Raw genomic sequence first — 8065 nt, 5'->3', positions numbered from 1 at the left:
AGCGACGAAGCCTTGGTGCTGTAACGGCCCACAGGGCGTTACAGGTCAATCGTGCCGGGCGCGCCAAATAAAGAGAAGGAGCTCAACCTGAAAGGGTTGGGCTCTTTTTCGTTGGGGTTCTGATGTTACTGGCCTTCCCAGTGGGTCTCCGGATTAAGGTTGGGATAAAACGGCAGCTCAAAGGGTTCGAGTGCGCTGGCAATAACGTGCAACTCTTGTTGGGTTATCTGGGAACGCCACTTTGATAGTTCATGAGCGGGGTCGCGTCGTCCACCGTAGCCGGGCCCTGAGGCTTTACTGCGGTTAGGGGAGAGGAACTCTTCTGCTCGCTCTGTCCAGCTGAGCCCAAGCGTCTCGATCAGCCAGCGCATTCGAGGAATCGGATCGGTGCAGTACCATTCATGCTCTTTAAGTATCCACTGCGGGCGGTGGGCACGTAACTGCATGGTGGTCATGACTCCCCAAAGGGTGGCTGCGCTGCCCCAAAAATCGTGCTGTGCTTTCATCTGCTTGGCGTGCATCCGTAGAGGTCCGTTAATAAGTACCTCCTGCTTGCAGATCCCTTGCAGTACATATTGCGGATCCCACCCTCGTTGGCGCCAGCTAAGGAATTGGGGGACGGGATGTCGAACCAGTTGAACCACCGGAACGTCGGGAAAATTGACGCCGAAAAATTCGAGTGCAAGCGACATACGCACCCACTTTACCAGTACGACATCGGCGAAAGGGCGGCCAATAATCTCCCTTAACCCCTTCTCGGCAATGGCGTACTCGTTGACCACTCGCCCCCCTAGAGAGCGTTGGAGGTGGTTGAGTAGTTGATCGTCCCGGTCGCCAGCGGCGAGATATTTATCGTAGTAGTCGGGGCCTAAGGCCTCGTCGGGCTCGAAATAGTAGTCTACTCCCTTGCATAGTGAGAGAGTTTTCGCCAACCAGGAGGTACCGCTGCGAGGAACGCCCGACACCACCACCTGCTGTTTCGCGTTTAATGGGCTGGGTAGACTGCTTATAAGGAGCTGACGTGCTAAAGGGCGGAGTTTTTGATAGTAACTCATTGGGGTAGAACGCAGGGCAGGCTCATGGACTGTTCGCGAGTTGAGAAATAGCAGGCTTGTGACATTGCGGTATTCTCTAGGGAGACCGGCTGGCATTTTCGGGGCAGTGATACCAACTATAGACCAGCTTTCTTAAGGGTACTTGTTAAGGGTACTTGTTAAGGGTACTTGTTAAGGGTACTTGTTAAGGGTACTTGTTAAGGGCGCGCTTGGTTGATGGGGGGGTATATCCATTTTTTCGAAAATGATGGGGCATGAGGCGTGGATCGAGTAGCCCACTGTCGAGGAACTCAGTGAAGGCATGGGTTCCTTACAGAAAAGAAGCCCGCTTTAAAGGGGAGGCGGATCTTTTGGTTGTGCTTCGGTAGGCTGAGCGAATAGCGGCGGTGCTTGACGGCTACTTCGGCGGCCTGTGGCTCACAAAGCCAACCTTTGGAGGTTGTGGTTTTCGTGGTGAAATAGTTTACAGTTATAGGGAGCTGGAGTGCACCTTGAGCCGTGTTCTGTCACATCCAAAGGATTTGGGCGTAGGAGACAACAAATGTACGGAAATATAGCAGTACTGGCAGGGTTTATTTTTATCTATAGCGCGGTAAGTGGGCGTCTGTCACGTAGCCTGTTCAGCGGTGCGATCGTATTTACCGCCTTCGGTTTAGTGTTCGGCCCAGTTGGCCTTGGCGTTATCGCATTTGAAATAGAGGGGGAGGGACTTCGTCTTCTTGCCGAGCTAACCTTGGCTCTGGTTCTCTTTATCGACGCCTCAAATGCAAATCTTGGGGTGCTTGGGCGCAATATTCAGTTTCCTTCGCGCCTGTTGCTGGTCGGCCTTCCGCTGACGATTCTACTTGGATTTGGTGTTGGCGTGCTCTTGTTCGATAGTTTGACGCTGCTCGAGGTCGCTATATTGGCAACCATGTTGGCGCCAACAGATGCCGCATTGGGTAAGGCGGTGGTAACGGATGAGTCGGTTCCTGCTAATATCCGTGAAGCTCTCAACGTGGAGAGTGGACTCAATGACGGTATCTGCGTTCCCATCCTGTTTATTTTTCTCGCCCTTGTTTCGAGTGCCGGAGGAGGAGAGGAAAGCGGTCAGCTACTGGCTTTGAAACTGGTCGTTGAAGAGATCGGGATCGGGTTGGTGGTGGGGCTGGGCATAACGTTTTTGGGTGCATCGCTGCTCACGTACTGCGGTAAGCGGGGTTGGATTACCGAGAGTTGGCGGCAACTACCGGTCGTTGTCCTGGCCGTAACCTGTTTCGCATTGGCTCAGTTTCTGGGTGGCAGCGGATTTATTGCCGCTTTCGCCGGCGGATTGCTGTTTGGGGTGCTAGCCGGAGAGCATAAACATGGCCTTTTGCTGGCGGCGGAAGGCACGGGTGATACTCTGGCCTTGACGACCTGGGTAGTGTTCGGTGCGGTGGTAGTGGGACAGTCATTAGGTGCCTTTACCTGGGATGTGGTGCTCTACTCGGTACTCAGTCTTACGCTAATACGCATGCTTCCTGTATTTCTTGCTCTCATCGGAACTGGCCTGGGGAATAGTGAGAAGCTGTTTATGGGGTGGTTTGGGCCTCGGGGGCTGGCCAGTATTGTCTTCGGTGTAATCGTCCTTAATGAGCATCTACCGGGAGGCGACACCATCACAATGACGGTGGTGTTCACTATTTTGTTGAGTGTGATCGCCCACGGTGTTAGCGCCAACCCTCTGGTTGCTTTGTTGGCGAGCAAGGTCAAACGGTCTCAGCGTTAGGGTCATAATGATACTGTCTACAACGGTAAAGGAATCCATTAAAACAGCCTTGGCGATGACCATCGCTTTTGGTATTGCGCTGTCTCTCGACTGGGATAAGGCGTATTGGGCGGCATTTGCGGTGGCGTTTGTTAGTCTGGGCCCGGTTGGGCAGTCGGTCAATAGAGCAGCAATGCGAATGCTCGGTACCCTGATGGGCGTTGTGATCGCATTGATTATTATTAGCTTGTTCGCGCAAGATCGTTGGATGTTCATGCTTTTCCTGTCGCTTTGGCTTGGGGTTTGCACTTACATGCTGGCAGGACCCGGCCAACCTTATAATTGGCACGTGGCAGGTTTTGTGTCAGCCATTATCTGCATGGATGCAGGGCAGGCTGCCGATGGCGCTTTTGCGCTGGCGGTCTCACGCTGCCTGGAGACCATGCTGGGTGTGGTGGTTTACAGTCTGGTGACGATATTCCTTTGGCCTAGCCGAAGTAATTTTGGTGCCACTGTAGTGAGTATGGTCTCTGCTCATCATCGGTTGTTTAGTTCGTACCTTGCTGTTTGCCTCGGTGAAGCGGGTGATCAGAGTGAAACCCAGCGCCTCAGGGGGGAGGTCATGCAAGCCAAGGCCAGTTTTGCTGGTGTGTTGGCAGCGGCCGAAATCGATGACCATGAAGTGTGGGAGCATAAGGCTCAGTGGTTATACTACCAGCGCCTGGACAATCAAATGGTAGAGACCATGGAGCGTTGGCGGGAGGGTTTCGCCGATACCGAGTCCCTTAAATTACGAGAGCTGTTACCCGGTTTTGACCGTTACGCGGCGGAGTTAGCATCGCGCCTGGAGGGCATTGAAAAAATGCTTTCCGGTCACGCTCCGGCGTCGGAGCTAGCTACTATAGAATTGCACCCATCCGCTGCTGCCGAGAAACTGACTCCCTTTGAAAGGTCAGCGCTAACGACACTACGCGCCCGGATGCAACGTATGGAAACCGTCGCCGGGGAGTTGTTTGAGTGTGTCAGTGCAATCAAGGGTTTCGGAGCAGGTATCACCGAGGCAAAGGCTGCACCGCCTACTCGGGCTCCCTTCGTACTGGACCTGGATCGCTTCAGAGCGGCTCTTGTGCTGATGCTGGTTATGTGGATGGCATGGGTTGCTATGGTCTACGTTGAGGGCTTACCGGGAGGGGCGGGTTTTTTGGGTTTGATGTGCTCGTTAGGCATGGTGCTGGCTATCAACCCTCAGCTGCCCGTATCTAAACTATTTAGGCCCGTTACGGTCTCCGTTTTTCTAGCCTGTATCGCTTACCTTTTTATTATGCCTCATCTCACTCGGTTTTATGAGCTAGGTATCCTGATTTTCGTGATGACCTTTGGTATTTGTTACCGCTATTCAAGCCCTGCACAGGGGCTGGGAAGAGCGGCCGGGCTTGCCCTGTTTGTAACAATAGCATCGATTACCAATCAACAGAGTTATAGCTTTTTGTCTGTCGCAACGGCGGCATTGATGTTCGTTATCATGTTTTTACTGGCGTATATACCTTTTACGCCCCAGCCCGAGCGACGATTTCGTAACTTGCTCAACCGTTTTTTTAGTAGTGCCAGTTACCTTATGGCTATTAATGGAGCGGTTCCTGCTCGGTCGATGTCTCCGCTGCAACGCTGGAAGTTAGCGTTCCATACTTACGAACTATCCACTTTGCCCCAAAAACTCCAAGGCTGGGCTCCGCAGATTAAAACTCGGGCGAATAGCGCAGACGCGCAGCCACATGCACTTGCCCTCGTGGGTAGCTTGCAAACTCTTGGGTATAAAATGCAGGAATTACTCGAAGAGCGGCGAGTGGAGCAGTCTCCGGTTCTGGAGCAGGCATTGAGGGAGGATGTACTCGCCTGGAAGGCGGGAGTTCACAGTATTATTCAGCGCTTATCGGAAGGGACTGAAACCGTTGAAATTGACTCGTTGTCTTTAAACGTTTCCAGCTTTTTAGACAGACTGGAGAAGCGAATATCGGGGGTGTTGGAAGCCAGCTCCGGGGAGCCTTTGAGTAGCCAGCAAGGTGAGGATTTTTATCGTTTGCTGGGAGCATTCCGCGGCGTTACAGATGCGCTGGTAGACTATGTCGGCTGTAGTCAAAACGTGCCATGGCATCAATGGAAGGAAGGGCGCTTTATATGAGACGAGACGAAAGCCTGTGATGACGCCAATTCCCCATGAGTTTTCCCTGGGCGGGGTTTATATGCCGCCGCTGTTGATCGCCAGTTTTTTTGGTGTTATTGCAGCACTCATGACGATTGGGCTGCTTAATCGTTACCGATTATCAGACCACTTTTTTTATCCTCCGCTTTTATCGGTGGCGTTAATGACGATTTATACGGTTCTTATCGGAACCTTTATTATTGGGGTGTAGCAAGTGAAACAAGCCAGCAAATATCTGCTGACCGGGAGCGTTGTTTTGATTGCGGTAGGTCTAGTACTGCTCAAATATTGGGACTACGTCGTTAATCCCTGGACGCGGGACGGTCAGGTAAGGGCGAACGTGATTCAGGTAACGCCACGCGTTTCCGGACCTATTGTTTCTCTTTCCGTGCGGGATAATCAGTTCGTAGGTGCAGGTGAACTGTTGTTCAAGATTGACCCGCGGACCTTTCAGGCTAGCCTCGACGAAGCCAGGGCACAGTATGATGTGGCCGCAGACAGTTATTTGGCGCAGGAGAAGCAGGTTGAGGCTGCACAGGCTCAGGTTGAGGTGTCACGAGCGGCGGTTTTGCAGGCCCAGAGCAGTATTAAGGAGTACGCATCCACGATACAAAAAAATCGTGCAGAGTTGCGCCGTCAGCAAGAGCTGTTACCGCAAAAGGCAACATCTCAGAAGTCACTGGAGCGAGCCCAGGCCAATTATGACATATCCGTTGAACAACGCCGGGGGGCCGAGGCTGCACTTGCGCAATCCAGATCGTCCCTGACACAGGCAGAGGCTGACCTGGCCGAAGTTCGAGCTAACCTGGGGGCTGCTGGGCAGGCCAACGCTAGCCTGCGTAAAGCGCAATCTGCCGTACGTCAGGCGGAACTCAATCTGGAGTTTACCGAGGTAAGGGCCTCGGTTGACGGCTACGTAACCAACCTTGACCTTCGCCTCGGGAGCCAGGCAGTGGCGAACCAGCCCGCATTGGCGTTGGTTGATGTGAATAGCTACTGGATTGATGGCTTCTTCAAGGAAAACGAAATCGGCCCGATGGCGTCGGGCGACCGTTCGATCATCACCCTGATGACCTATCCGGATAAGCCGCTCGAAGGGGTGGTCGATAGCATCGGCTGGGGCATCGCCCAGCAAGATGGGAGTACTGGTGCAGATCTGTTGCCCACGGTAAATCCAACCTTCGAGTGGATTCGGTTAGCCCAGAGGGTGCCTGTGCGCATTAGCATTAAAACCTTGCCAGAGGGCATCGCGTTGCGGGTCGGTACCAGCGCTTCGGTACTGGTGATGACGGGTCGAGGTAGTGATGGCCATGAGACGGTTCCGGCCGCCCCGGCACTGCTCCAGTAGGGACGTTGCAATGAGTAGATTGTTGAAAACGATCAGTATCCCCCTCTTCTGTGTGATTCTTGCTTCCGGCTGCACGATGTTGGGGCCGGATTACCAGGAACCCCCGGTGACGGTTGAAAGCCGGTGGGGCGCAGTGGAGGACTCAAAGGGTGGTGGCGAGTCTCCGGTAGATACGAGGTGGTGGGAGTCGGCCTTTCAGGACCCTGAGCTGGATCGGTTGGTCGCTGTCGCCCTCGAACAGAACCTGTCGTTGCGATCCGCAGGGCTCCGAGTCCTGCAGTCGCAGCAACAGCTGGCCATAGCAATCGGTAATCAGTATCCACAGCAACAGCAAGTGACGGGTTCAGCGGCCAGGGAAAAATCGGGCGGAGTCGTATTTAATGAATATAATCTCGGCTTCAATGTCAGTTGGGAAGCTGATTTTTGGGGGCGTTTTGCACGACAGATTGAGTCAGCATCGGCAGACCTGGATGCCAGTGTCGCGAGCTATGACGGCGTCCTTATCTCGTTGATTGCGCAAGTCGCCGAAAACTACACTCTTGTGCGTACCTTTCAGGACCGCCTTAAAGTATCCAGGGAAAATATCGTGGCGCAAGAGGAGAGCTTGCGGATTGCACAGGCAAAAGCGAATGCCGGTGAGGTTAGCGAACTGGATGCCGATCAAGCCAGCAGCCTGGTGAATAATACCCGGGCAACGGCGCTGTCGCTGGAGACCTCTTTGCGTCAAACCAAGAACTCCCTTGCGATTCTGCTCGGCCAGTTGCCACAAGAACTGGACTATCTGCTCGCCCAGAAGGGAGGGGTGCCTCTCGTGAAGTCGGATATTGCATTGGGTATGCCGCAGGACCTTATTCGGCGACGCCCCGATATCCGGGTAGCCGAGCGGCAGCTCGCAGCCCAAAGCGCCCAGATCGGGTTTGCAGAAGCGGAGCTATACCCTCATTTTTCTATCGGCGGGTCAATTGGCACCAGTGCCGATAGCGGTGGCGACCTCTTTAATAGCGACAGCGAAAGCTGGAACCTGTTTGGTCTGTTTGAGTGGAATATCTTTAATTACGGCCGCCTTAAAAGCAATGTGCGGCTGCAGGATGCACGCTTTCAACAGCTGTTGGTGGATTATAGGGACACGGTGCTTCAGGCCCAGGGCGATGTGGAAAACGCGATCATCGCCTACCTGAAATCAAGCGAACAGCTTGAGTCATACCGGTTGGCGGCAGCGGCCTCTAGGCGCGCACTCAAGGTATCAACCGCGCAGTATCAAAATGGGCTAATAAATTTCAATACGGTTCTCAGCACCCTGGGCGCCCATTTGCAGCAGCAAGACCTGCTCGCTTCAGCCCGGGGCGACGTTGCCAGCAACCTGGTGAATGTCTACAAAGCGCTGGGAGGTGGATGGGAGCTGCGTGAGAACCGGGATCCGGTTGATCTGCTTCCCGCGGTGATGAAAGCGCAAATGCGCACCCGAACCGATGCATGGGAAGGACTGCTCCAGTAGTTCGGCCCGTGGTCTGCCTGGGTTGCCCTGATTCGGGGGGTTGATTAGAGTTTTGCTTACCCGATTGCACCATTTTGTCGACGGCTAATAGCTTGATTGTCGATGATTTTTCGAATTTGACTCCGTACACTGAAATCTCTATAGTACGCGGCCTGTATACCGCGCCCGTAGCTCAGCTGGATAGAGTACCTGGCTACGAACCAGGCGGTCGCACGTTCGAATCGTGCCGGGCGCGCCA

At 53.8% G+C, this 8065-nt stretch carries 6 protein-coding genes and 1 tRNA gene; 6 read left to right on the top strand and 1 reads right to left on the bottom strand.

Annotation, left to right across the window (positions count from 1 at the left end; translation table 11 throughout):
• Nucleotides 1-125: 125 nt before the first annotated feature.
• Nucleotides 126-965 carry a hypothetical protein gene (locus ACP3PW_RS17175; protein ID WP_426417961.1) on the bottom strand — a complete coding sequence of 280 codons (840 nt, stop codon included), beginning with the start codon at nt 963-965 and terminating at the stop codon, nt 126-128.
• A gap of 631 nt (nt 966-1596) precedes the next feature.
• Between ACP3PW_RS17175 and ACP3PW_RS17170 the strand changes: the two genes are divergently transcribed.
• From ACP3PW_RS17170 to ACP3PW_RS17145, 6 genes are all read left to right on the top strand, one after another.
• A complete protein-coding gene (locus ACP3PW_RS17170; protein ID WP_426417960.1) occupies nt 1597-2805 on the top strand; it encodes a cation:proton antiporter in 1209 nt (402 codons plus the stop codon).
• Between the two features lie 7 nt (nt 2806-2812).
• Nucleotides 2813-4963, top strand: coding sequence for an FUSC family protein (locus ACP3PW_RS17165; RefSeq protein WP_426417959.1), 2151 nt, complete (start codon nt 2813-2815; stop codon nt 4961-4963).
• Nucleotides 4964-4982: 19 nt separating this feature from the next.
• Complete coding sequence (locus ACP3PW_RS17160) at nt 4983-5195, top strand: DUF1656 domain-containing protein (protein WP_426417958.1); 213 nt, start codon at nt 4983-4985, stop codon at nt 5193-5195.
• Between the two features lie 3 nt (nt 5196-5198).
• Entirely contained in the window at nt 5199-6332 is a 1134-nt protein-coding gene (locus ACP3PW_RS17155; protein WP_426417957.1) for an HlyD family secretion protein, read from the top strand.
• A 10-nt stretch (nt 6333-6342) separates the two neighbouring features.
• Entirely contained in the window at nt 6343-7827 is a 1485-nt protein-coding gene (locus ACP3PW_RS17150; RefSeq protein ID WP_426417956.1) for an efflux transporter outer membrane subunit, read from the top strand.
• Between the two features lie 161 nt (nt 7828-7988).
• Nucleotides 7989-8065 (top strand) — tRNA-Arg (locus ACP3PW_RS17145).

The sequence above is a fragment of the Aestuariirhabdus sp. LZHN29 genome (assembly GCF_049985285.1).
Taxonomy (GTDB): Bacteria; Pseudomonadota; Gammaproteobacteria; order Pseudomonadales; family Aestuariirhabdaceae; genus Aestuariirhabdus.
This window is presented reverse-complemented; position numbering and strand designations above follow the sequence as displayed.